The following is a 23913-nucleotide window of genomic DNA, read 5'->3' on the forward strand; positions in this document are numbered from 1 at the left end:
AACATGAATCCGGAAGAGATTTCAGTAGGTTTAGACATCGGGACCACCAAGATCGTGGCCATGATCGGCCGGAAGAACGAGTTCGGCAAGGTCGAAATTCTTGGGATTGGCAAGGCCCGCTCCCTGGGTGTGCAGCGCGGTGTGGTGACCAATATTGTTAAAACCATCGAATCCATTAAAGAAGCCGTGGAAGAAGCAGAAGCCCAAAGTGGCCTCAATGTTTCGGAAGTGGTGGTGGGAATTGCCGGTCAACATATCCGCAGTACCCAGCATAGCGATTATATCAATCGCCAAAATCCAGATGCCGTTATCGAAGATCGCGACTTGCAAGAGCTTATCGATAATGTGCACAATTTGGTAATGCTCCCCGGTGAGGAAATCATACACGTGCTTCCTCAGGAATATAAGATCGACGGACAACCTGATATCCGCGAACCCAAAGGTATGTATGGCTCTCGCTTAGAGGCCAATTTCCATATTGTAGTAGGTCAGATATCTTCCATTAAAAATATTGGGCGCTGCGTGCGCTCCAGCGAATTAGAGATAGCTGACATCACCCTCGAACCCCTCGCTTCTGCTGAAGCGGTGCTTTCGCAGGAAGAAAAAGAGGCCGGTGTAGTGTTGGTCGACATCGGCGGTGGTACCACAGATGTAGCCATTTTTAAGGATGGCATTATTCGCCATACCGCGGTGATCCCCTTTGGTGGCAACGTAATTACGGAAGATATTAAGGAGGGCTGCACCATTATTGAAAAGCAAGCCGAGCTCCTGAAAATCAAGTTTGGATCGGCTTGGCCCGGCGAAAACAAGGAGAATGAAATCGTAAGCATCCCTGGCCTTCGCGGAAGAGAGCCCAAGGAGATTTCCATGAAAATGCTCTCCAAAATTATCAATGCCCGGGTGGTGGAGATTATTGAGCAGGTTTACCTGGAAATCAAGAATTACGGCTACAACGAAAACAAGAAGAAACTAATTGCTGGTATTGTATTAACTGGGGGTGGCTCGCAGCTTAAACATATTAAGCAATTGGTAGAATTCGTTACGGGTATGGATACGCGTATTGGCTACCCCAATGAGCATTTAGCCAGCCCTAGTAGCGACGATCTTTCTTCTCCCATTTATGCTACTGCCGTAGGACTCATCCTTAAAGGACTGGAAGGTAAACCCAAAGATCATCCCAGCGATGTAGAACGGGCCGCGAATGAAGAAGCTAAGGCTACCGAAAAACCGATTGCCGAAGTAGCTCCTGAAGAAGTAGAGAGTCCAGAAGCCGAAGCCCCTGAAGAAGAACAGGAAGAAGCACCCGAAAACAACGAAAAGAAAAAGCCCTACCGTTCCAATGTGTTCGAGAACTGGGCTAATAAGTTCCGAAACTTTTTAAACGAAGATCTATAAGCCTCTCATAATGGAGAATACAAACCAAGACATGATGCCCTTTGACCTCCCTAAAAACCGTTCGTCCGTGATTAAAGTTGTGGGCGTTGGCGGAGGTGGTAGCAATGCGGTAAATCACATGTTTAGCTCCGGGATAAACGGAGTAGATTTTGTGATTTGCAATACCGATGCTCAGGCCTTAGAAAACAGTCCGGTTCCCAATAAAATCCAGTTAGGGGTAACCTTAACCGAGGGCTTAGGTGCCGGTGCCAACCCCACTGTGGGAGAGCAGGCAGCCCAAGAGAGCCTCGATGAAATTGCCAAGATTCTGGAGACCAATACCAAAATGGTGTTTATCACTGCCGGAATGGGTGGTGGTACCGGAACGGGTGCCGCTCCGGTTATTGCAAAGACTGCACGAGACCAAGGCATCCTAACCGTAGGTATCGTTACCAGCCCCTTTGTATTTGAAGGTCGCATGCGTCAGGAGCAAGCCGAAAAAGGTATTGAGTCCTTGCGTTCGGTAGTGGATTCGCTGGTTGTGATCAACAATAACAAATTGCGTGAGGTATACGGCAACCTGGGCTTCAAAGCAGGTTTCGCCAAGGCCGATGAAGTATTGGCCACCGCCGCCAGAGGTATTGCCGAGGTAATTACCCACCACTACACTACCAATATTGACCTTCGGGATGCTAAAACTGTTTTAGCCAATTCCGGCACCGCCATAATGGGTGCAGCCACCGCTATGGGCGAGAATCGCGCCAAGGAAGCTATTTCCGCGGCCCTGGATTCTCCATTACTGAACGACAACCATATTCGTGGTGCTAAAAACGTACTCTTATTGATCGTTTCCGGTACCAATGAAATTACCATCGATGAAATCGGTGAGGTAAACGACTTCATCCAAAATGAGGCTGGAGGTGCCGCCAACATCATTATGGGTATTGGTGAGGACGAAAGCCTGGGCGACGAAATCAGCATTACCATTATTGCAACGGGATTTAATGCCGATCAGCAAAAGCAGGTAATTGGCAAAGCTCCTGCTAAGATTGTTCACCCTTTGGAGGACGATCAAGCGATTAGCACTTCCTTGTATGATGCGCCGGTTAAAATGGACGAAGAGGATTTAGACCTCAACCTCGACCAGGAATTAGACCGTGCTTTAAATGAGGAAAAAGAATTAGAACGTCAGCGTCAAACTTCGCTTTTCGCGGATGATGACTATGATAAACCATTACATCCTGCTGCTCAACCGATCGAAGATCAGGAGGAAAGTCCGGACATTGATGAGGATGATGAAAGCTTGCCTCGCTTCGAATTAAAGGAAGAGGAAGAATTGGTAATTGAGGATCATCCGATGTTTGAATTGGATGCCAATCCTGAACCAGAAGCGGAAATTGAAGAGCCTGTTTTAAGACACAGCCTCGATATGGAGGAAGATGAAATCAATGAAGTAGAAGAGCCTGCTGCCAGCCCCCAAGCTGAAGTTCGGGAGGAAGATATCGACTTCAATTTCTTCCAAATTGATATTGATGAAGAGGAAGAGATTGAGGCTCCTAAGATGGAAATTCGTGAAGAAACTCCCGAGCAAGAAATTCCTCAAGCTAAGGCTCCTGAAATGCCCAAAGCTGAATTCCAAAAGCCAGCCCCTGCTGAGCGCAAAGTATTTAGCCTGGAAGACTACCAGGAATTAGAAGCCAAACTTAATCAAGGTATTAGCCCCAAGGCTGCCAGCCCAAAACCGGCTCCTCAAGCCAAGGCTGAAGCCGATAAGGATGAAGATTTACACTTCGAAGTTAAAACCCGTAAGGAGGAAAGCCCTGCTGCCAATCGTCAGGGACCCATTGACCCTATGGAGAGTAGCATCGAAGAAAGTATGCGCTTACGTGCGGAAGAACGCAGAGCAAAGTTGAAGGCCTTTAACTACCGCTTTAAGAACAACCCACACAGCCTTACAGAAACAGACAATGAGCCTGCCTATAAACGTCATGGTATCAATATTGAGCAACGCTCTTTATCTAGCCAGGAATCACGCGGACGCATGACTCTAAACGACGGTGAAGAAGGCCCAAACTTTAAAAGCAATAACAGCTTTTTACACGACAACGTTGATTAACAGACTAGTTCCCTGTTCTCATAAAAAGCCCGGTACCCTCTACCGGGCTTTTTTATTGGACTGCACCCAAAAGAGCCGGGCAAGTTTTACCTTTGTTTGAAAGGAAAAAAGATCATGAGTTTAATTAAAAATATCGCTGAAGAAATTAAAACGGCCATGAAGGCCAAAGACAAGGTAAGACTGGAAAGCTTACGCAGTATTAAATCAGCTATTATGCTTGCCCAAACAGAAAAAGGGGCCGGAGCAGAATTAAATGAAGAGGAAGAGTTAAAGATCCTTACTCGTTTGCAAAAGCAACGCAAGGACTCACTGGCCATTTACGAAGAACAAAACCGTGAGGATTTAGCTTCGGAAGAACGCGCTCAATTGGAAGTGATTGAAGAATTCCTCCCTAAAGCACTAAGCCCAGAAGAATTAGAAGACTACCTCAAGAAGCTTATTGCAGAAGTAGGAGCCGCCGGTCCACAAGATATGGGTAAGGTAATGGGTCGCGCCAGTAAAGATCTGGCAGGTCGTGCCGATGGCAAAAGCATTAGCGCCAAGGTTAAAGAGCTTTTAGCCAATTAAGCTTAGTCCATATAATTATTGAGAATCTCGGTTAGCGCCGGGATTTTTATTTGGGTAAACCTACTAAATACAAAACCTTGGCTGGTCCCGATTTCACCTTGGCTACTTCCCATTCGAAATGGTCCGCATCTTTAAGGCTGGCAATAAGCTCCTTCATCTCAGCCAAGGAATAGGTACGTAAGGATGAAACCACGCCATCCCAAAGCACAAAAAGTGGTACTACCGGGATTAGATAGGTAAACAGTAATCGACCCCAGCGAAAAGGACGTATGAAGGGAGTGCTTAAAAGCAGGCTGATGGGCGAAAAAATCATCGCTAAAACACTGGGCACACTGCGTTCCTGACCTTCAAAAATGGCTATCCCTTGATGGCTGTCCACTGCATTTTGAAGAATGGCCCGAGCATCTTTCGGCTTGAAATGATGCAGCGATAAAAACTGCGTTCGCAAGCCCTTTAAGTCTTTGGGCACAGCACGAGCATCTACCGACTCCGCTTTAAAGGCAATATTGGCATGTTCATTACTGATTCGCTTGAAGGCCGACAGATTTGGATAGTAATCGCTTAAAGTGATCTGCAAGCCCGGCACCTCCTTTTGAAGCTCCTTATTTAAGCCAGGTAAAGCTCCACCTCCTCCGGAGGCCAAATCAATAATCTGATTAGTCTCTAATCGCTTTAAAGCCTTGATTAGGATTGGAACCGCCGGTTGGAAAAGCCCCGTTTTTTGAGCTAAAAATTCTAAGAAGTCCGTTCCGTAATCGCGAAGATTTTTCGGGAACCAACTAAAATCTTCCCATTCAAAAAGGTGAACGCGGCCCATGCTTGATTTTAAGGCCAAGATACGTCTAAACCAGCCTATTCCGCAAAGCGAGCTGTACTGCTTCCACCTTATTATGCACCTGCAATTTTTGGTAGATTTTCTCTATATGCTTCCGAACAGTGGAGGGACTAATGAAAAGGTTTTCGGCTATTTCCTGGTAATTGCGCCCCGCTGCAAGATGCTCCAATATTTCCGTCTCCCTCTTAGTGAGATTATAATCCACCTTTTCTTCGGGCATATCCGCTCCCAAGCGAATCAAGCGCAAAGCTTTATGGGCTACGGCCGCCGACATAGGTGCACCGCCCTCCATTACTTCCTCTATGGCCAGATGTAATTTCAAGGGGCGCTCATCCTTTAGAAGATAACCATTGGCACCCGCCATAATCGCCTTAAGGATATAATCCTCTTCATCAAAAACGGTACTCATGATTACCTTAATTTGGGGGAAGCGCTTTCGCACTATCTCCGTGGCTTGGATACCGTCCATTTCAGGCATATTGATATCCATTAAGATGACATCCAGATTATGATCTTCCTCCAAATGATCCAGGAGGGCCTTACCATTGGGCTCATGCCATTTCACTTGGAGGTTTTCCGCCAATTCCAGTTTCTCGATTAAAGTACGGGCCAGGCGGTAATTGTCTTCGGCGATAGCAATGTTTAAGGTCATGGTTGGACTTTTTACAAATATGACAGGCTAAGTTTTAATTTCCTATACGGCAATTGGCGTATTAATAGGCAAGCTCAAATAGATGCGGGTACCCTTGCCAATTTCAGACTCAATTTTAAAGCTACCCTTCATTTGCTGCATTCTGGCCTGCATATTTTGCAAACCATAGCCCTTTACACTGCCATCCATTTCCATTCCCACTCCGTCATCTTCAATCCTAACCTGGAGGCTTTGCGCATCCGAACTAAATGCGATTCTAAGTTCATGGAATTCGGCATACTTTACTGCATTCTGGACTGCCTCCTGGCAGATGCGGAAGAGGTTAATAGTTTGCTCCGGACTTAAAACCAGCTGAGGCTCGCAATTATTTTGAACCATTAAACTTCGCCCTTCATGTGCGGAGCGATTCATGAAATCCTGCAATTTGGCACTGAGCATTTCTAGGTTAATCTCATCATTATTCATGGCCCAAATGGTTTCTCGCAATTGTGCCATGGTATCACGAGTATGGTCGCTAATTTTCTCGAAGGAAGTACGGCGTTCTTCAGACGCTTCCTTAAATGCCAGATTATCGATTTGTGAGCTGATGATAGTAAGCTGGGATCCGATATGATCATGCAAATCACGAGAAATTCGATTGCGTTCCTCTTCCAATTTACGTCGACCTTCGGCGCGGGCCCTCTCCTCTTGTAAGGCGGCCTCCGTTTCTAATTGGCGCCTTTTTATGGCCTGCTGGCGGATCATGGAAACACTAAACATGATGACTAAAACCACTCCGGCAATCAATAAAATCATCCACTGGGTTTGGCGCTGCACCGTGAGTTGCTCTTGGGCTAAAGCAGCTTTTGCTTCGGCGGCTTCCTTTTCCTTTTTCTCCGTTTCGTATAGCGTATTGGTCTCCGCTATGGCCTTTGCCTTCGCCTCATTGTAAACCGAATCTTTATACTGATCGTAGAGCCCTTGGTAGTGATAAGCCCTTTCGAAGTTCTGCCTCTCCGAATAATAATGGGCCATTTTCTCATAGAGGCTATAGGCCAGGTTCTTAAACTGTCCTTCCTCAGTAATTTGAGCCGCCTTTAAAAAATGGGCTTCGGATTCTTGGCCTTGGCCGGATTTAGCATAAAGATCACCTAAATTAATATTTACCAAAGCCAGAGAATAGTAGTCTTCCGCCTTTTGATTCACTTCCAGGGCCTGCAAATAATAGTCTTCCGAGGCCTTCCAGTTTTCCATATTGCTGTAAACACTGGCGATATTATTGAGGGCATTGGCTAATTCCGAACGATCGTCCATATCGCGTGCGATACGCAAGGCTCTTTGGTAATAGATCAAAGCTTGCTCATGGCGGCCCAATGCCTCATTTATTGCTCCAATATTATTGTAACCCTGCTTGGCACTGAGCAGGTTTTGCATGGATTCATGCACCTTAACGGATTCTAGAAAATACTCAAGGGCCTTGTCATAATCGCCTTGATAATAGAAAACCACCCCAATATTGTTGAGTCCTTGAGCCTTCCCCTCGGGGTTATCAATTACCTCCTCGCAACGCGTTGCTTTGGTAAATCCTTCTAGGGCCTCTGGAAATTCACCACGCTCAATATGGATTAGGGCCACATTATTATAGAGCTTGGCCAGGCCCTTTTGATAGTCTAAGGCTTCGGCTTTTTCAATCGCCTTATGGTAAAGTGCCATGGCTTCATCGGGCTTAGATTGGCGCTGCAATACATTGCCCATTAAGTTCTCCGCCTCAATTTGCAGCTCCTCCAGCTCATGCTCTTTACTCAGCCGCAAAGCATCCTGCACATAGGGCAAAGCAGAGTCTTGATGCTTGATAATCCATTCCTTGGCAAGGATCAGACTAAGTTCGGTGCGGGTTTGAGGGTCTTGACTTTGTTTTAGAACAGTCTCCAAACTATCTATAGAATTCTGACCAAAACAAAAAAGGCCCGACCAAAAGGTCAGGCCCACCCATAAGAGTGCTTTCAGGGGGGACCTCATAAATTCAAAAGCATGATTAAGGCCCTGAATTTAAGGAATCCCCTATTAATTATTCTTCTAAATAATCGAGGATCATTTCCTTGCGAACGGCGAAAAACTCTTCGCGCATCTCAGATTGAAACTCTTTAAAATCTCTTAAAGTAGCTTGCGCTTCTTCTAAATCATCCTGATCCTTGTACTTAAACTTGAATTGTTCTGCCATGGGGCGTAAATCTGAATCAATGGCATTATTCAATTCATCGAAATAGTAATTCGCCTGCTCATGTAATCCTTCGTAATCTTCCATCGGCTCAGAAGCCTCCAAATTGGTCATGGCCGCTTTTGCCGCTTTACGGAGATCGGTGATTATCACATCCAAATCATCCGTTTTATTGGAATCAATGGCACTAAACAACTTGCTTAATTGGGCGTCAACCCGGAAATATTCCAGAGTAACTTCACGAGCTGAAACGGTAATTTCATCCAGCTTTAAAAGCTTAGTAGCCATAACCGTATCGCGGCGCAGGTCCACCATATAGGTCTTCCCAAAATAATCCTCGGCTTTCTCAATCTTATAGGCCGCATCTAAAACCTTAATCTCAGCTTTATTGGCAGCGGCATAATAGGCTTCCAAGTTTTCCAGAGAATTGTAGCGGGTACTAGTCAATTCCTCAGCAGCCCCAAAATCTTTTTCATAAGCCTCCAGGTACATATCTATACCGGCGATATATTCTCTTTGCAGAACATCATCGTCTTTATAAGCTCCTACTCGATCCAAGATTCTGCGACTTTCTTTCAATTGATCCACCACCATCTGGCGAAACTTATTGATAATGCGGGCATCATCACCGCGAGCTACCGCTTCTACATAGCGAAGGTTCTTGGTTTGAATACGACGGGTTTGGCTGTAAAATTCGCGGTAATAACTGCGTGGATCCTTATAGCGCTGCGCATCCGCTTCCGGCGCCATGATAAAGATTAATAGAATAAGGGCTAGTACTCGTTTCATAGTGTGTATTACTATCACAAATATAGGATTGTAAAAGGTCCTCCCAAAGAAGCAAAAAAAAATCCCGACTCTCAGCAAAAAGCCGGGAGTCGGGAGCTATTATATAGAGAATATATGTGCTTCTTACATCATACCTGGCATACCACCACCCATTCCGGCGGCAGCAGCGGCAGCGGCAGCATCGTTCTCATTTGGAATTTCACTGATTGTAGCTTCGGTAATGAGTAACATTCCGGCTACAGAAGCAGCGTTCTCCAAAGCAACGCGAGTTACTTTAGTTGGATCGATAATTCCTTGCTCGTACATGTTTCCGAAGGCTTCGGTTTTGGCATTGTATCCAAAATCGTCTTTTCCTTCTTGTACTTTGTTGATGATCACAGAAGCTTCTTGACCAGCATTGTAAGCAATCATGCGCAATGGCTCTTCAATGGCACGGTGAACAATGCGTATACCGGTAGTTTCGTCCTCATTATCGCCTTTTAAATCTTCAAGGGCTTTAGCAGCGCGCACTAAGGCTACACCACCACCAGGAACGATACCTTCTTCAATAGCAGCACGGGTAGCGGCTAAGGCATCATCTACACGATCTTTCTTCTCTTTCATTTCCACCTCAGAGGCAGCACCCACATAAAGAACGGCAACACCACCCGCCAATTTGGCTAAGCGCTCTTGCAATTTCTCTTTGTCGTAATCAGAAGTTGTGGTTTCGATCTGTGCTTTGATTTGGTTTACACGACCTGCAATATCAGAAGCTTCACCAGCTCCGTTTACGATGGTAGTATTATCCTTATCAATGCTTACTTTCTCGGCAGAACCCAACATATCCATGGTGGCATTCTCCAATTTGAAACCGCGCTCTTCAGAAATTACAGTACCTCCGGTAAGGATGGCGATATCTTCGAGCATAGCTTTACGACGGTCGCCAAAGCCAGGAGCTTTAACAGCGGCAATCTTTAAGCTTCCGCGGATTTTGTTCACCACTAGGGTAGCAAGGGCTTCGCTTTCCACATCTTCAGCGATGATTAATAAAGGACGGCCAGACTGAGCGGCAGGCTCAAGGATAGGCAACAATTCCTTCATATTGCTGATCTTCTTATCGTAGATCAAGATTAATGGGCTGTCGAGATCAGCTACCATTTTCTCGCTATCGGTAACGAAGTAAGGAGAAAGGTAACCGCGATCGAACTGCATACCTTCTACAACCTCCACATAAGTTTCGGTTCCTTTAGCTTCTTCAACGGTGATAACACCTTCTTTCTTCACTTTGCCCATGGCCTCAGCGATAAGCTTACCAATGGCAGAGTCATTATTAGCAGAAATAGCTGCTACCTGCTCAATTTTAGCATCGCTATCGCCTACTTCCTGACTTTGAGAACGAAGGTTTTCAATTACGGCAGTAACCGCTTTATCGATACCGCGTTTCAAATCCATAGGAGCAGCACCAGCGGTAACGTTTTTCAAACCCTGGTTGAAGATCGCCTGAGCCAATACGGTAGCGGTAGTAGTACCATCACCTGCTACATCAGCAGTTTTACTGGCTACCTCTTTTACCATTTGGGCACCGATGTTCTCCACTTTATCTTCCAATTCGATTTCCTTGGCCACAGTAACACCGTCTTTGGTTACGTGAGGAGCACCGAATGATTTTTCGATGATTACGTTACGCCCTTTAGGTCCGAGGGTAACTTTAACTGCATTGGCCAGCGCATCTACACCACGCTTTAAACCATCGCGAGCTTGAAGGTTAAATTTGATTTCTTTAGCCATCTGTATTGTATTTTCTTTTTGGAATTGGTTTAACCGATTACGGCATAAATATCAGACTCACGCATGATTAGGTAATCTTTACCTTCATGCTTAATTTCAGTACCACCGTACTTTCCGTATAATACGGTATCACCTACTTTAACGGTCATGGGCTCATCTGCTTTACCAGCCCCTACCGCTACAACAGTACCTTGTTGGGGTTTTTCCTGGGCAGTATCAGGAATGATAATTCCGGAGGCAGTGGTAGTTTCGGCTGCGCTGGGCTCTACCAGTACGCGATCTGCCAAAGGTTTTAAGTTAATATCAGCCATTCTAGACTTTGTTTAGGTTAAACTTATTTTTAATCTGATTGACCTCCCTTAAGGCAGAAAATATGCCAGTAGAAAAAGGCTCTAAAAAAGGTGGCAAACTGACATTCACCCTATCCAATCTGTCAGTTTCTGCAAGCTCGACTGACAGAACCTAAATTCGTATTCCCGAATCAACATTCTACCTTTGCTAGGGTTTTATAGAAAAATTGAAATATGACACATCTTAAAGAGGGCGACAAGGCCCCGGATATTAATGCAGAGGACCAGAATGGCAATCCGATCAAACTTTCGGATTTTAAAGGCAAGAAGGTAGTTCTCTACTTCTACCCCAAAGACGATACGCCAGGCTGTACGGCCGAGGCTTGTAATTTCCGAGATAATTATCAGGACCTAAAAGACAAAGGCTTTGAACTAATTGGAGTAAGTGCAGATACCGCCGCAAAGCATCAGAAATTCGCCACCAAATATGATTTACCCTTCGCTTTGATTCCCGATACGGAGAAAGAAGTTATTGAAGCTTATGGAGTATGGGGCTTAAAGAAATTTATGGGCCGCGAATACGATGGCATTCACCGCGAAACCTTTGTAATTGACGAAGAAGGAAAGATTGCTAAAATCTACCTGAAGGTAAAAACCAAAGAAGCTACCGAACAGATTTTAGCCGATTTCAGCTAAAAGCAATGTCCTTAAAACACAAAACCTGGCCTCCATAAGAAGCCAGGTTTTTTTATGCTAATGATTCCTATACCTAGAAAATGGTAATAGCAGCTTGGTAGCTGAACTCGAAATCTTTATTGTTTGCATCCTTACCAGAACCGGTAATGGTGTACACATTATTGCTGCGAGACACCTCAACACTGCCGGCTTTCAATTGCTCGGGATCACCATTGATCGCACCATTGCTTACTGGAGCAATAAAGGCACCTTGGAAAGTGTTTACGGTTAAGGTGGTATCCATGCTGTAAGTTCCGGCACTTAAGTAAGTACTGTCGGCACTAAACAATTCGAAATACATCATATAACCGTTTCCGCTAACAGAATCTGGATAGTTGTCGGCATCATAATGAGGCGTTAAACCATCACTAAAAAAGATTAAGTCCAAATTATGAGAGTTCACACCATAGTCAGGATAAAACTCCATAAAAGCAGTACCTAAACCATAACGGGTACCATCTAAAACCAATTCTTGTGGGAAGTCCCCTGGATTGTTAGTACCATCATTGTCGTCGTCTTTCTTACAGGCAGTAACCAGTAGTAAAGTACCCAAAAGCCCTACAAAAAGCTTTGATTTAAACATAGATATTAAATTAATGTTAAGCGCGTGAAGATAGCTATTTCGGGCAATTCACAAAACCTGAAAAAGCCTATAAATACTGGGGTTTTCGCCTACTAGGCTTAGATAAGGTTAAATTTTAACTTTCCTGATACCAATCCAGCTCACCTTTGTACTTGAAGTCAAAATTTAGGTTTGCCTCATCTTTACCGCTTCCTATAATTTGAAATTCCCCATCCTTATAAATCACTTCAAACTGGGTGCTAGGCACTTCAAACCAGAGGTCTGTATTTCCATTTACTACCGGGTTGATGGCCGCGGTGGCAATACTTAAAGCTCTAATATTGGTATCAAGAGTATAGGTGCCATCACTCAAATAGGCACTATCCGCACTATAACATTCGAAATACAAGATATAGCCATTACCACTGGCGTCATTAGGCAGGCCTTCACTGCCAATTATCAAATCTACACCCTTGGTATAAAGGAGTAAATCCACATTTTCTGCGCCGCTATGACTAAATGATGGATAGTGAATTAAGGCACCACTCTTTAAGTCGTGCTCGACTCCGTCATAGGTAAACACCCAGGGATTGGGACTTTCTGTTGGATCTTCTTCCTTCCGGCAGGAGATCAGCATCAGCAGTATGCCGAGGCTTGCTAGTATATGTTTCGTTTTCATGAAACGAATAAAACTAAAAAAGCCTTCCGGAAGGAAGGCTTAATAGTTAAAGAAGTCTTATTGTCTTCTGATCTTATTCTTCAGTATCATCAACACTTTCTGGCATATCAGCAGGAGCATCACCAGCAGGCATACTAAATTGAGCAGGAGCTGGAGCTTGTTCAACTTGAACATCGTCTAATGCAGACTCACGTTGCTCCACTCTTACATTATCAGGACTTAAAGCAATATTGGAAATCATTACTAAAACCACTAATACAATGGCCAAGGCCCAGGTACCGCGATCTAAAAAGTCGGTTGTTTTCTTAACGCCACCGAATAATTGAGTACCGCCACCACCAAAGGATGAACTTAAACCACCACCTTTTGGATTTTGCACCAAAACAATGATAATTAGTAAAATACAAGTTACGATGATTAGGGTTGTAAGTAAAAGGGTCATCTTTTATTATTTACTGTTAGCCAGTTTCTTGATCTCTGAAATTTGGCTGGCAAAGAAAGAACTTTTTTCGGGATATTTCAACATCAGAATTTCATAGGCTTGAATTGCCTTTTTATAGTGCTTTTGTCTGATGTAAACCTTAGCCAGGGTCTCGGTTACCAAACCGCCTCCTTGATCTTCTTCCTTAGCTTCCGGCACTTCCATTTTAGTCGCTTTAGGACTGGCTGGTACGGCTTCGCGACTTTGCTTTTTCAACTCTGGTAATTTCTCAACAAAGGAGTCCAGCAAATCAATCTTTTTAGAGATCTCTTCTTTCGGTTCTTGATCCTCAAGCTCCTTCTTCTCTTCTACCTTAGGTTTAGCCGGCTCCATTTGCGCTTCACCTTTGGCAATGCGCTTTAACCACTGAGAAAAACTCGGCTCCTTGGCTGGGCTGGGACTTATTAGTTCCGGTTCTGAAACTTCTTCAATAGGCTCCGTTTCTGCTATTGCTGTTTCTGTTTCTGTTTCTGTTTCTGTTTCTGTTTCTGAATCAATTTCATTCTCGGCTAAGTTCTCCTCCGCCTCCGAGCGGGATTCCAATTCATTTGCTTCAGTCGGCTCACCCCCTCCTGAATCTTCTTCAGTGGCTGGCTGTTCCGCTGTAGAAATAGTTTCTTCGTTTTCGGCCGGAAGATTTTCGCCCTCCTCCCCTTCAATAGACTTAGCTTCTTCAGGTTCTTCAGCCTCTTCTTCTTGCTCTTGCTCCTTCTGCGCTAGCGCCGCTTCCAGACTTCTCTTGCGCTCTTCGATCAGCTCATTCATACGCTGCTCACGCAAATCCGATAAGGAATCTGAATCCCCTTCGTCTTTAGCTCCGCTGCGCATTTTCTCGGCTAATTGTTCTATGCGACGAATCTCTGAATCCAAATCCTCTTCCGGTTCTTCTTCAGCTTCCACCTGCTCTTCCGCCACGGGCGCTTTTATTTCTTCTGAACTTGCGGTGGTATCTGGTTCGGAATCTTCGGCTTTAAGCTCTCCCTCAACTTCTTCAAGTTCCGGATCAGTCTTCAAGTCCGCTTCTTCTTCAACTTGACTATCCTCTTCTGGTTCCAATACCACTGTTTCCGCCTGAACCTCGTCTTCTGCCTTCGGTAGTTTAATCTCTACCTCAAAAAGCTGCTCTTCATTCAGAGGTAAATCCGCCATCAGTGCTTCTAACTGACGATGTTCCTCCATCAGCACTTCCAGCTCCTCCCGACTGAGAGCATCGCTATTGCGCAGTGTCTCCAAACGATCGCGAATCATGCGAATACGAGAGGCTAAGGCTAAATCACTTTTCGCCTCCTCGGGACTTAAATCTGTAGGAATAGTGGCTTCCGAATTTTCTTCTTTGGTATCTTCTGTATAAGAAGAGTTTTGATCTTCTATTCCTTCCTCTTCTTCAATGGATTCTTCCGGACCTGCAACAGTGCTTGAGTCCAGGTCTTCTTCCTCATCCCAATCTACTTCTTCCTCTTCAGGTTCTTCAATACTTTCAAAACGACGAGCAAAACGACGACGAATTAAGGCTTCTATATCGATGGGCGAATCAGCCCAAGGCTCACGCTCTTCCTCAAAGGAAAGGCTCGAATCTTGTTCTGGCTCCTTAGCTTGTTCAACAGAATCTTCTTCAGTGGAAATTGGTTCCTCATCCTCTTCTTCCGGCTCGGATACAGGCTCGGGTAGTTCTTCTTGTATTTCGCCTGGACTTTCCTCTGCATGGACACCTAGAACTTCATTCTCAGTTGCAGCCACAGCCTCTTCTGCTTTAGTATCTGCAACTTCAATTTCATCTGTCGATTCAGCCTGAACTGAATCCTCTATAAGTTCTTCTTTGGGTTCTGACTCGGGGGCCGATGGTTTATCCTGCTCAAAAAGCTTGGCTTCGCCTCCGGATTTTTGCGACTCAAATTGTTCGCGTACCTGACGATTTCGCTCTAATATGGCTTTAACTCTCTCCTGAGGACTTAGCTCTGAAAGGTTTTCAGGTAAGGCAGAAGGCAAGTCTTTTTTAGGAGGCGGTTGCACTTCAGCTGGCTTCTCCGCCTGTGGCTCTATTTTTTCTTCCGACTTACTTTCAAGGCTTGCTAATGCTTCTACCTCTTTGTTTTCGGGAACAGGAATCTCTTCTACTGGCGGCTTAGATTCTTCAAGCACTTCCTGTTCTGCAATAGGAGCTTCGGTCATCTGCGCTAATACAGGTGGACTGCTCACCGACTCTACCTCAACTGTCTCAATACCGCTATTTAAGGTAGGTTTTCGATTTTCGAAGAGTTCAAAAAGTACGGCTCGGTCATTGGTAAGGACCGCGGTTTTCCCCAATTGCTGATTAAAGAGATGTTCGGAAGAAGTGCGTAAACGCAGGCCATACATCAGTTGTATCAACTGACTGTAAGGATATTTCCGAGCCAAATCACGCAAATCATCCACCAGATAATCTGCTACATGTTTGGGGTCTTCAAGTAGTTTATGAAAATCTTCGGTTCTCAATTACCAATCTCCAATTGCGCGGTTAAGGATATTTTCTGACAATTCTTGACAAACCTGCTCATGCAATTCCGCTTCTATGGCATTGATATCCTGATTGGCATCAAAGTCTACAAAGCGGCTAAAACGCTCCTCAAATCCTTTGTCGGGCTCTAAGGTATTGATAAAGATTACATTCACCTCTACCGTTAAGCGGTTTTGCGCGACCGAACCTATATCAGAGGCCTGAGCGTTAATAGGTTGTATAGTATATTTTTCAATATTTCCCGAAAACTGCATATGCCCATTGCGACGCACTAGTTCCAGTGGGGTTTGCTGAACAAAGATGTCCCGCAATTTTTCGGTAAAAACCTGTGCTAATTGAGGTTTCACCAAATCTGCGGTATTGGGAAAAAAATCGATGCTCACCGTTTTTGCATCACCAACGTCACCACCGGTAAAGCTATATCCGCCACAAGCCTGTAAAATCAGGATCAATGCCAGTGCAAGGGTTTTTCGCATCTTATAAATTGTATTGCTTGATTTTGCGGTAAAGAGTTCTTTCAGAAATCCCTAATTCCTCCGCAGCATCTTTTCGTTTATTATGATTGCGCTCCAAGGCGCGTTTAATCATCTCCAATTCTTTCTCCTGCAGCGTTACCGGCTCATCCTCTACAATATCATGACTGGCATCGTAGGTATCCGTTTGCAACTCAGGTTCATCATTATCGCTGTAAACGGGCAAATAGGTGCTTGAATTTTCCTCCACCGCATTTCTTCCTTCCGGAAGCTCTCTTTCTTCGCGATAAATTCGACGAATCAAATTGCTATTGTCGCTCTTCCATTCTTCGCTGATCTCATTATTCTGCATCAGCTCACCGGTTAACTTTTTCAGATCGGCAATATCCTTGCGCATATCAAAAAGCACCTGATAGAGAATTTCTCGTTCATTGCTAAAATCGCTGCTCGACTGTTTTTGCTCTTCGCGATACAGCGCAGGCAAGCCACCCTTTCCGGCATCGGGTAAATAGTTCATCAGGATATTAGCCGAAATAGCTCGATCGGTTTCAATCACCGATATCTGCTCCGCCAGGTTGCGCAATTGACGAATGTTTCCAGGCCAATGGTAATTGCGCAGTACTTCCACCGCTTCCTCATCTAAACGCAAGGTTGGGGTATGGTATTTATCCGCGAAATCTGCCGCGAACTTTCTAAATATCAAATGAATATCATCCTTACGCTCTCGTAATGCTGGCAGGTGAATTTCTACCGTATTTAAACGGTAATAAAGATCCTCGCGGAATTTTCCTTTCTGCACAGCCCCCATCATATCAACATTGGTGGCGGCAACAATACGCACGTCGGTCTTCTGAATTTGAGAAGAACCTACCTTAATAAATTCTCCAGTCTCCAATACCCTGAGGAGACGCACCTGAGTAGACAGGGGTAATTCCCCTACTTCATCCAAAAAAATGGTCCCGCCGTCTGCTTCTTCGAAATATCCCTTTCGGGTTCCAGTAGCTCCGGTAAAGGCACCTTTCTCGTGACCAAAAAGCTCACTATCGATGGTTCCTTCCGGAATAGCACCACAGTTTACGGCGATGTATTTATTATGCTTGCGATGACTTTGCGAATGGATTATCCGTGGAATGGCTTCTTTCCCCACCCCACTTTCACCGGATACCAAAACCGAAATATCAGTACTGGCTACTTGCAAAGCTTTATTGAGGGCCCTTTCTAAACCTGGGCTATTGCCGATAATACCAAATCGCTGTTTAACTTCTTGTAAGCTCATTACTTCACTCGGTATTTTACACGGATTGCCTTTTCCTGATGGATCTTGCTGGCTGTACTCTGATTGATAACCCAGGGTTTAAAGGCAATGATTTCTACTTCATAAGCCTGAGGATAAGCCTTGGGGAGCTTTACTCCTCGTCGGCGACCACTGGCAATACCTTCGTAAATCAATTTTCCCTGCGCATCATATAGCTTTAATTCAAAACCGGTTGAAAGGTTCTGGATACACACCTCTCGAGAGGTATCTGCCACACAATAATAAAGTACGCCCTCGCTGCGGATTTTATCCTCTTCGATCCAAATGGTAAGATTATTATCTACCCAACGACCATTCACCTTTTCTTGAGCCTTAAGACCCAAGCCGCTTAACAAAAGGCCAAGGATTAGCAGTTGTATTCTCATGCCTGGTTTTAGTCTTGCACCATCTCCCCAAAGAGGGTAGCCGTGGTACAATCGGTAATTTTTACTTTCACGAAATCCCCTGGTTTATGCTCTCCTTTTTTAGGGAAAACTACCATGGTATTCTGAGTATTCCGTCCCTTCCAATCCTGATCGCTTCGCTTGGAATCACCTTCAATCAGAATCTCTTCTATCCTGCCAATATGCTCTTGATTACGTTGCAAGGAATGCTCCTGTTGCAAGGCGATAATCTCATTCAAACGACGTTTCTTGGTTTCCATATCCACATCGTCTTCCATCTTGCGCGCGGCAAAAGTATTAGGACGTTCACTGTAGTAGAACATATAACCAAAGTCGTACCGAACGTATTCCATCAGACTTAAAGTCTCCTTATGATCCTCTTCCGTTTCAGTTGGGAAGCCTGCAATCATATCGTGGGAAATACCACAATCGGGGATTATTTTCCGTAAACGATCAATCAGCGCAAAGTATTCTTCACGATTATGACCACGATTCATTTCCTTTAAAATTCGGCTACTACCGGATTGCACCGGAAGGTGGATGTAATTGCAGATATTTTCATGACGGGCAATGGCATATAGCACTTCATCCGTCATATCCTGTGGATTACTGGTACTAAAACGAATGCGCATTTCGGGCACCGCCAGGGCCACCATATCCAGCAAAGCTGCAAAATTCACGGATGAAGCTTTCGCTGTTTCCGAAGCCTTATCAAAGTCCTTTTTCAAACCACCGCCATACCAGAGGTAGCTATCTACATTTTGACCCAAGAGTGTAATCTCCTTAAAGCCACGTGCTTGTAATTCGCGCACTTCGGCCAAAATGGTTTGAGGATTGCGACTGCGTTCCCGACCACGGGTAAATGGAACCACACAGAAGGTGCACATATTATCGCAGCCGCGGGTAATTGATACAAATGCTGATACACCGTTGGAGTCGATTCGCACCGGACTTACATCGGCATAGGTTTCTTCTTTAGACAGGAGGACATTCACGGCTTTACGTCCGCCGTCAACCTTCTCAATTAAATTGGGTAAATCCCGATAGGCATCTGGACCCACCACCAAGTCGACTAATTTTTCCTCGTCTAAAAACTTATCCTTCAAGCGCTCAGCCATACAACCTAAAACGCCAATTTTCATATCTGGACGCTCTTGCTTCAACTTATTGAAACTACTTAAGCGCTTACGTACGGTTTGCTCTGCCTTATCGCGTATTGAGCAGGTATTGAGCAGCACTAAATCCGCCTCTTCAACATTTCGGGTAGTTCCAAATCCTTCTTTAGCGAGGATGGAAGCCACAATTTCGGAGTCGGAAAAGTTCATCTGGCAGCCGTAACTTTCAATGTACAGCTTGCGATCGCCACGTTCTCCGCTTCCTTCCAGGGCGGTACCCTGAATTTTTTCGTCCATCAATTTCGCCTCGGTGGCAGTCTCTTTCATCGTCATTTTATAAGGTCTGCAAAGGTACAAATGTAAGTCGATTGCCAATTTGACAGACCAAAAGATCAGGGCCTCTTAACAGGGGTAAAACCTAAAAACGAAAAACATTGATTTATTTTGCGCCTTATTCGCATGCTAATTCAAAGGAGTACATGGCAAAAAATTTAGTGATCGTCGAGTCGCCTGCCAAGGCAAAAACTATTGAGAAATTTCTCGGAAAAGAGTATCAAGTAGAAAGTAGCTACGGGCATATACGCGACCTGGTACAGAAGGATATGGGTGTTGATGTGGAGAATAACTTTGAACCAAAGTACGCCATCAGCAGCGACAAAAAAGAAGTCGTAAAAAAGCTTAAAAAATTAAGCAAGGACGCCGAAATGGTGTGGCTTGCATCGGATGAGGACCGTGAAGGAGAAGCCATCGCCTGGCACCTTTACGAAGCTTTAGGCCTTACTCCAACCCACACAAATCGCATTACTTTTTCGGAAATCACTAAAAAAGCGATTGACAAGGCGATTCAAAATCCACGTCGCATTAATACCGATTTAGTAAATGCCCAACAAGCTCGTCGGGTTTTAGATCGCTTGGTAGGTTTTGAGCTTTCTCCGGTTTTATGGAAGAAAGTGAAGGCCGGTTTATCTGCCGGAAGGGTGCAATCGGTAGCGGTTCGCCTGATTGTTGAACGAGAAATGGAGATTCGCAATTTTGAAGCAAAATCTTACTTCCGCGTAGTAGCCGAATTCCAAAATGCTTCAGGCAAGACCTTTAAAGCGGAGCTCAACAAACGTTTCGACACCGAAAATGAGGCTCGCGAATTTTTAGATAATTGTGCTAAGCACTCCTTTAAGATCGATTCGGTAGAGACCAAGCCTGCGAAAAAATCGCCTGCTCCTCCCTTTACCACTTCTACCCTGCAACAGGAAGCCGCAAGGAAATTGTATTTCTCGGTAAGTCAAACTATGTCGGTAGCCCAAAAGCTATACGAAGCAGGTTTGATAACCTATATGCGTACCGACTCCACCAATTTATCAGACGATGCACTAGGCGCCGCACAATTAGAAATTGAAGATCAGTACGGAAAAGACTATTCGAATACCCGTCGTTTTGCGACTAAGAGTAAAGGAGCACAGGAAGCGCACGAGGCCATTCGTCCTACCTATTTTAATAAGCATAGTGCGGGAACCGGCGATCAGCAAAAGCGCCTTTACGATTTGATTTGGAAAAGAGCCATCGCCTCACAGATGAGCGATGCCCAATTGGAAAGAACGGTTTTCCATATTGATGCCCCTGGCGAAAAACTGGAATTCGTGGCTCGCGGTGAAGTAATCACCTTCGAAGGTTTCTTAAAGGTATACTTGGAAGGCACTGACGATGAGGATTCGGAAGAGCAATCAGGTATGTTACCGGCTACAAAGCAAGGTGAAAACCTAAGCTATGAAGATATTGTTGCTACCCAACGCTTCACCAAGCACCCACCACGCTATACCGAAGCCAGCTTGGTAAAGAAACTGGAAGAATTAGGCATTGGTCGTCCTTCTACTTATGCACCAACTATCAGCACCATTATAAAAAGGCAATACGTTGAGAAATCGGAATTAAGCGGTACCCAGCGTGATTACCTGCAGATGACTTTAGCTGATGGAACCTTAAAGGATCAAAAGCTCAGCGAAACTACCGGAGCAGATAAAAATAAATTGATCCCCACTGATATTGGCACCGTAGTAAACGGATTCCTTACTGAGCATTTCGACCAAATCCTGGACTACAACTTTACCGCTTCCGTAGAAGCTAAGTTCGACCAAATTGCGCATGGCCAGGAAGAATGGACCGCCATGTTGGATGAGTTCTATCAGGATTTCCACCCGCATTTAAAGGAGGTAGAAGAGAACTCGGATCGCGCCACTGGCGAAAGAGTTTTAGGCGAAGACCCAAAGAGTGGAAAACCCATTATCGCTCGAATAGGTCGTTATGGCCCCATGATTCAAATTGGAGAAGCCGAAGACGAAGAAAAGCCTCGTTTTGCGAGCTTGCAAAAAGGACAGAGTATTGACACCATAAGCCTGGAGGAAGCTTTGGATCTTTTTAAACTCCCACGTGAATTAGGCGAATACCAAGGTGAAAAGGTAAGTGCCAATATTGGTCGCTTTGGACCTTATGTAAAGTACAAGAGTCTTTTTGCTTCCATTAAAGCAGCGGAAGGTGATGATCCGATGACCATTGAATTGGATCGCGCTATCGAATTGATTGAGGCAAAAATCGAAGCGGATAAAAACAAATACATCAAGGTATTTGACGAGGCCAAGCCGGTGATTGAAGTTCTAAACGGACGTTATGGCCCCTATTTAAAATCCGGTCGTAAAAATTTCAAGCTTCCAAAAGATATTGAAGATCCTGCGAAATTAACTCGAGAAGAAGCAGAGGCTATTATCGCTGATTCCGCCAAAAAACCCGCAAAAGGACGCGCTAAAAAAAGCACTAAGAAATGATTCTGGAAGATTTCCTTAGCCCGGTGGGCGGGAGCATAATTGAGTCTTGTGCTCAGGCCAATGAGCAAATATTTGGTAAGCGAATTGGTATCCATCAGGAAATCGAAGGCCTTCCGGAAATCGAAAATTACAAATTAGCCCTGATCGGGGTGATGGAAGATCGCGGCAGTGATAATGCCGGATCGGCTCAAAGCCCGGATCAAGTGCGCAAATACCTTTACAATTTATATTGGGGTAATTGGGATGCCCCGGTATGTGATCTGGGCAATATTTATTCCGGAGAAAAACTGGCCGACACCATGTTCGCCTTGCGGGAAGTTTGCTTTGAGCTGATAAAACGCGGTATTGTCCCGATCATTATTGGCGGTAGTCAGGATTTGACTTACGGTAATTATCGAGCCTACGATCGTTTGGAACAGACGGTTAATTTAGTATCCATCGACTCCCAATTTGATTTAGGCAAGCAAGATGATAAGCTAACGCATCGTTCATTTTTGAGTCATATCATTCTTCAAAAACCCTATATCCTCTATAATTTCAGCAATATCGGCTACCAGAGCTATTTTGTTAATCAAGAGGAAGTGGACTTGATGGAGCGCATGTATTTCGATATCCATCGACTGGGCAATATGCGACAGGACATCAGCGAAAGCGAACCCATATTACGAGATGCAGATATTGTGAGTTTCGACCTTTCTGCTCTACGACAAAGTGATGCACCTGGTAATACTTTTCATAGCCCTAATGGCTTTAGTGGAGAGGAAGCATGTGCTTTGGCCCGCTACAGCGGAATCAGCGACAAATTGAGTTCATTCGGTATTTATGAATGCAATGCCTTAGCCGACAAAGAAGGTCGAACGGCCCACTTGGTAGCCCAAATGATCTGGTATTTTTTGGAGGGATTTAACCTCCGAAAAGGGGACTATCCCTTCGCGAGAAAGGAGGATTATCAACGATTTACCGTACTTATCAACGATGGAGAGTACGAATTGGTCTTTTATAAAAGCCCTCTAAGTGGCCGTTGGTGGATAGAGGTTCCGGTGCGGGAAAGTGCCGGCCTAAGCTCGGCTAGACACAAGCTAATCCCCTGTTCTTATGTGGATTACCAAGAAGCTATGCAGAACGAAATACCGGACCGATGGTGGCGAGCAATGCAGAAAGCATTGTAATAAATCGAGCATTCATCAACAAAAAGCCGTGAAAAATTAACTGCGGCTTAAGGCATATTTGTTCAAAGCTTTATATTTGGGATTTCAACAAAGTGTTGTCAACAATTAATACTAACCCGATTTGATGAAGAAATTCTACCTCATCATGGTGCTTGCATTCCCGCTTTTTGCCTTAGCGCAGCAGGATGTGCAATTCAGCCAATACATGTTCAATCGCGTTTATTACAATCCCGGAGTTGCTGGTTCTGGAGGCGCCATTTGCATAAACGGCTTGCACCGCAGTCAGTGGGTAGGTTTTGAAGGAGCCCCCATTACTCAGAACATTAACATCAATGCCCCTTTTAAGAAGCTTCACGGTGGAATTGGTTTGAGCATTGTTAATGATCAAATTGGCTTCTTTAATAATATCTCCGCTCGTTTAATGTACGGCTACCAAATAGATTTAAGCACTGGTACCTTGGGCATTGGATTAGGAGCTTCGTTTCTAAACAATCAAATCGCCAGTACTGGCTGGATTCCATCTGATGGTGTTAATGGTGCATTAGATCCTGGTGTTTACGGATTAAATGAAACCGGTTTTCAGGTCGACGGAATTTTTGGAATTTACTACGAGAGTCAAAATATTTGGGGTGGTATTTCCTCTACCCGTGTTATAGAAAGTTCTACGGACGTAGGCTCTTTTAATGGTCTTTCATCCACTTTCATCCGCAATGCCCGCCATTACTATTTAATGGGTGGATACAATTGGGCAGTACCCGCAAGTAACTGGGAATTACGTCCTAGCATGTTATTAAAACTCACTTCTGGATCTACTACCTTTGATATAAATGCAATGGGAGTATATAATAATAAGTTTTGGGGTGGCGTTACATACAGGCTACAGGACGCGGTTGCAGTCATGATCGGCTGGCAAGCGACACCTGGATTTAAACTAGGGTACTCATACGATGTTGCGACATCAGCGCTTTCCACCCGCGGTGGTGGTAGCCACGAAATAATGGCGAGTTACTGCTTTAAAATAGTAATTCCACCTCCCACAACGGGAAGTCATAAGAACCCAAGATTTTTGTAATATAGCAGCCCCTGTTTTCAACAGACTGTTGATCA

At 44.7% G+C, this 23913-nt stretch carries 21 protein-coding genes; 7 read left to right on the forward strand and 14 right to left on the reverse strand.

Annotated elements, in window-relative coordinates; translation table 11 throughout:
- Nucleotides 1–3: 3 nt before the first annotated feature.
- The 3 genes from ftsA to H4K34_RS05925 all read left to right on the forward strand — a co-directional run bounded on the left by ftsA (nt 4) and on the right by H4K34_RS05925 (nt 4057).
- Complete coding sequence (gene ftsA, locus H4K34_RS05915) at nt 4–1395, forward strand: cell division protein FtsA (protein ID WP_210759903.1); 1392 nt, start codon at nt 4–6, stop codon at nt 1393–1395.
- A 10-nt stretch (nt 1396–1405) separates the two neighbouring features.
- Nucleotides 1406–3490 (forward strand): cell division protein FtsZ, encoded by a 2085-nt coding sequence (gene ftsZ, locus H4K34_RS05920; protein WP_210759904.1) that lies wholly within the window; start codon nt 1406–1408, stop codon nt 3488–3490.
- Nucleotides 3491–3604: 114 nt separating this feature from the next.
- Nucleotides 3605–4057, forward strand: coding sequence for a GatB/YqeY domain-containing protein (locus H4K34_RS05925; RefSeq protein ID WP_210759905.1), 453 nt, complete (start codon nt 3605–3607; stop codon nt 4055–4057).
- A gap of 46 nt (nt 4058–4103) precedes the next feature.
- On the opposite strand, the gene H4K34_RS05930 is transcribed toward H4K34_RS05925, so the two are convergent.
- From H4K34_RS05930 to H4K34_RS05955, 6 genes are all read right to left on the reverse strand, one after another.
- Entirely contained in the window at nt 4104–4874 is a 771-nt protein-coding gene (locus H4K34_RS05930) for a hypothetical protein (protein WP_210759906.1), read from the reverse strand.
- A 25-nt stretch (nt 4875–4899) separates the two neighbouring features.
- Nucleotides 4900–5544 (reverse strand): response regulator, encoded by a 645-nt coding sequence (locus H4K34_RS05935; RefSeq protein WP_210759907.1) that lies wholly within the window; start codon nt 5542–5544, stop codon nt 4900–4902.
- 42 nt (nt 5545–5586) lie between these two features.
- Nucleotides 5587–7542 carry an ATP-binding protein gene (locus H4K34_RS05940; RefSeq protein WP_210759908.1) on the reverse strand — a complete coding sequence of 652 codons (1956 nt, stop codon included), beginning with the start codon at nt 7540–7542 and terminating at the stop codon, nt 5587–5589.
- A gap of 49 nt (nt 7543–7591) precedes the next feature.
- Nucleotides 7592–8530 carry a hypothetical protein gene (locus H4K34_RS05945; RefSeq protein ID WP_210759909.1) on the reverse strand — a complete coding sequence of 313 codons (939 nt, stop codon included), beginning with the start codon at nt 8528–8530 and terminating at the stop codon, nt 7592–7594.
- A 123-nt stretch (nt 8531–8653) separates the two neighbouring features.
- Nucleotides 8654–10297: a chaperonin GroEL gene (gene groL / locus H4K34_RS05950; protein ID WP_210759910.1), complete on the reverse strand. Its 1644-nt coding sequence runs from the start codon at nt 10295–10297 to the stop codon at nt 8654–8656.
- A 29-nt stretch (nt 10298–10326) separates the two neighbouring features.
- Nucleotides 10327–10608 carry a co-chaperone GroES gene (locus H4K34_RS05955; protein ID WP_210759911.1) on the reverse strand — a complete coding sequence of 94 codons (282 nt, stop codon included), beginning with the start codon at nt 10606–10608 and terminating at the stop codon, nt 10327–10329.
- Nucleotides 10609–10821: 213 nt separating this feature from the next.
- Between H4K34_RS05955 and bcp the strand changes: the two genes are divergently transcribed.
- Nucleotides 10822–11283, forward strand: a complete 462-nt coding sequence (bcp, locus tag H4K34_RS05960; RefSeq protein WP_210759912.1) for a thioredoxin-dependent thiol peroxidase — start codon at nt 10822–10824, stop codon at nt 11281–11283.
- A gap of 73 nt (nt 11284–11356) precedes the next feature.
- Here the strand turns inward: bcp and H4K34_RS05965 are convergent, their stop codons facing one another.
- From H4K34_RS05965 to miaB, 8 genes are all read right to left on the reverse strand, one after another.
- On the reverse strand, nt 11357–11905 hold the full coding sequence (locus tag H4K34_RS05965) for a hypothetical protein (RefSeq protein WP_210759913.1): 549 nt from the start codon (nt 11903–11905) through the stop codon (nt 11357–11359).
- Nucleotides 11906–12020: 115 nt separating this feature from the next.
- On the reverse strand, nt 12021–12563 hold the full coding sequence (locus H4K34_RS05970; protein ID WP_210759914.1) for a hypothetical protein: 543 nt from the start codon (nt 12561–12563) through the stop codon (nt 12021–12023).
- Nucleotides 12564–12636: 73 nt separating this feature from the next.
- Complete coding sequence (secG, locus tag H4K34_RS05975) at nt 12637–13005, reverse strand: preprotein translocase subunit SecG (protein WP_210759915.1); 369 nt, start codon at nt 13003–13005, stop codon at nt 12637–12639.
- A gap of 6 nt (nt 13006–13011) precedes the next feature.
- On the reverse strand, nt 13012–15516 hold the full coding sequence (locus H4K34_RS05980) for a hypothetical protein (protein ID WP_210760614.1): 2505 nt from the start codon (nt 15514–15516) through the stop codon (nt 13012–13014).
- Nucleotides 15517–16014, reverse strand: coding sequence for an LPS assembly lipoprotein LptE (lptE, locus tag H4K34_RS05985; protein ID WP_210759916.1), 498 nt, complete (start codon nt 16012–16014; stop codon nt 15517–15519).
- Between the two features lies 1 nt (nt 16015).
- Nucleotides 16016–17287 carry a sigma-54 interaction domain-containing protein gene (locus tag H4K34_RS05990; RefSeq protein ID WP_210759917.1) on the reverse strand — a complete coding sequence of 424 codons (1272 nt, stop codon included), beginning with the start codon at nt 17285–17287 and terminating at the stop codon, nt 16016–16018.
- Nucleotides 17287–17691: a hypothetical protein gene (locus H4K34_RS05995; RefSeq protein WP_210759918.1), complete on the reverse strand. Its 405-nt coding sequence runs from the start codon at nt 17689–17691 to the stop codon at nt 17287–17289. Before H4K34_RS05995 ends, H4K34_RS05990 begins: the two co-directional genes overlap by 1 nt.
- 8 nt (nt 17692–17699) lie before the next feature.
- Nucleotides 17700–19151 (reverse strand): tRNA (N6-isopentenyl adenosine(37)-C2)-methylthiotransferase MiaB, encoded by a 1452-nt coding sequence (miaB, locus tag H4K34_RS06000; protein WP_210760545.1) that lies wholly within the window; start codon nt 19149–19151, stop codon nt 17700–17702.
- 152 nt (nt 19152–19303) lie between these two features.
- Here miaB and topA point away from each other — a divergent pair, with 152 nt between their 5' ends.
- The 3 genes from topA to H4K34_RS06015 all read left to right on the forward strand — a co-directional run bounded on the left by topA (nt 19304) and on the right by H4K34_RS06015 (nt 23878).
- A complete protein-coding gene (topA, locus tag H4K34_RS06005) occupies nt 19304–21637 on the forward strand; it encodes a type I DNA topoisomerase (protein WP_210759919.1) in 2334 nt (777 codons plus the stop codon).
- On the forward strand, nt 21634–22806 hold the full coding sequence (locus H4K34_RS06010; protein ID WP_210759920.1) for a formimidoylglutamase: 1173 nt from the start codon (nt 21634–21636) through the stop codon (nt 22804–22806). Before topA ends, H4K34_RS06010 begins: the two co-directional genes overlap by 4 nt.
- Before the next feature lie 124 nt (nt 22807–22930).
- On the forward strand, nt 22931–23878 hold the full coding sequence (locus H4K34_RS06015) for a PorP/SprF family type IX secretion system membrane protein (RefSeq protein ID WP_210759921.1): 948 nt from the start codon (nt 22931–22933) through the stop codon (nt 23876–23878).
- Nucleotides 23879–23913: the final 35 nt, after the last annotated feature.

This window comes from Croceimicrobium hydrocarbonivorans (assembly GCF_014524565.1).
In the GTDB taxonomy this organism is placed as follows: Bacteria; Bacteroidota; Bacteroidia; order Flavobacteriales; family Schleiferiaceae; genus Croceimicrobium; species Croceimicrobium hydrocarbonivorans.